We start from the raw sequence: 1,797 nt of genomic DNA, 5'->3' as shown, positions 1-1,797 counted from the left end.
CCTAACGAAGCTGTAGAAAAACCCCAAAAACATCTCGTCCCTCAGCCCTCGTCGCACTTTTTTGAAGAAGTCGGGTAGCTATCGAGATGGGGTGGTTTTGGGGACGTTGAGGTTGTTTGGGCTGTCCTGTGACCAGCAGCGGGGCATTGGAGGGGCTCCAGGCTGTCCTGCGGGGGGCGCCATTCATGTCCAGGCTCCGCGATTGGCCAGTTTTTCGATGTTGTGGGTCATGCAGTAGAGCTTCCACTGGCCATCCACCCGTTCCCGGCCGCGCAGGCTGAAGCGGTCCAGGCGTTTGTTGTGGCGCAGGTTGCCGAACACCGGCTCCACCGTGGCGAAGCGCCGGGTGATCATGGTGCGGCCGAGTTCACTGTCGATGCGGCGCCGCATACGGATCAGGGCGTTGTCCGGCTCGGTTTTCGGCAGGATGAAGGCCACTTGCCGCGCTGCGGTTTTCTCCGGGGTACGCAGGCACTGCTGGCGTTGCAGGCAGCTCAGGCAGTCGCGCAGCGCGCCCTTGAACTTGATCGCCGGCTGGCCCTTGAGCAGGCAGTGGCTACCGTTGCCATAGAGCTGCTTGCCGGCTGGGCAGGTGCAGGTCTTGTGCAGGGGATCGAAGTGGAAGTCGGCCGGGGTGTAGCAGCGGCTGCTGACACGTTTGGGGCGCTTGTCCCACAGCGGGTCGGATTTCTCGGTGTGCAGCTCCTGCCCGGCATAGCGAGGATCACGCTTGCGGTAGCCATTATCGGGAATGAACGCGGTAATGCCGGTGGCTTCCAGTCGTTCCAATGCCCGGCGGCTGTGGTAACCGGCATCGGCGGTGTAACGGGTGTCGGCGTTGCGTAGCGCGCTGGTGGCCTCGATGACGGGCTCGAGCAGGGCCTGTTCCGCGCCCGTGCCATGGGCCTGGGCTTCGACGACGATCTGTGCCTTCTCGTCGACGGCGGCAACGCCGGTATAACCCTGGATCACGCCCTTGCCCGTGGCCATCTTGGCCGACTCGTTGTCGGTGCGGTTGGACAGGTTGGTTCGTCCCTTGGCGCCCTTGCGATCCTCGGGGTTGTCCTTGAGCCAGGCGCGCAGTTGGCGGGCATCGGCTTGCAAGCGCTCCAGCTTACGTGCGGCGCGCAGGGCGTCGTCCTCGGGTTGTTTGTCGCACTGGCGTTGGCGCTCGATCATGGCCTCGGCAGCCTTTTCCATCTTCTCGACCTGGCGCAGGAAATCGGCGCGGGTGCCGCTTCTGGCCTTGCTGGCGTTGCTTGGCAGCTTGACGCCGTCGATGGCGAACATCTCGCGGCCGATCAGGCCCTGACGGTCGCAGACCGCGAGCACCTGGGCGAACAGCTTGGCGGCCAGCTCGCCCATGCTGGAGACGAAGTGCGCGAGGGTGGTGAAGTGTGGCTGGCTGTCGCCGGAAACGGCCATGAACAGCACATGCTCGCGGCAGGCCGCCTCCATCTTGCGACTGCTGATGATGCCGCGGCTGTAGGCGAGCAGAACGATCTTGAGCAGCACCGCCGGATCGTAGGCGGGGGCGCCTTCGAGGCTGTTGCGATAGCGGGCATGGAAGCCGGAGAGATCCAGTTCGTGATCGACCAAGTAGCACAACGCGTGCTCGAAGGTACCGGGCAGCAATTGCTTGTCGAAGTCGATGGGCAGGAGTTTGAGCCCCTTGTGCACGTCCTTGAACCGCGGCATCACCCCGCGCCTCCCTGCGATTGAATGAACTGGAGGTTATCAGCCTGCGTATTGAGTGGCAGCAGGTTTTTCTACAGCCTCAACGTTTGGTTAAGGGGC

The 1,797-nt window shown here is 63.4% G+C and carries 1 protein-coding gene; it reads right to left on the bottom strand.

Annotation, left to right across the window (positions count from 1 at the left end; genetic code table 11):
* Positions 1–183 precede the first annotated feature (183 nt).
* The gene (locus ACIGKL_RS24975) at positions 184–1,698 is read right to left on the bottom strand and encodes a transposase (RefSeq protein ID WP_397489019.1); all 1,515 of its coding nucleotides are present in this window, start codon (positions 1,696–1,698) and stop codon (positions 184–186) included.
* Positions 1,699–1,797 lie beyond the last annotated feature (99 nt).

This window comes from Pseudomonas sp. NPDC077186 (genome assembly GCF_044543505.1).
Classification (GTDB): domain Bacteria; phylum Pseudomonadota; class Gammaproteobacteria; order Pseudomonadales; family Pseudomonadaceae; genus Aquipseudomonas.
Note: the sequence above shows the minus strand (reverse complement) of the source record. Positions and strands in the feature narration are given on the sequence as shown.

Excerpts from the sequence above, each read along its gene's own strand:
- ACIGKL_RS24975 (WP_397489019.1), bottom strand. The coding sequence starts at position 1,698 with ATGCCGCGGTTCAAGGACGTGCACAAGGGGCTCAAACTCCTGCCCATC.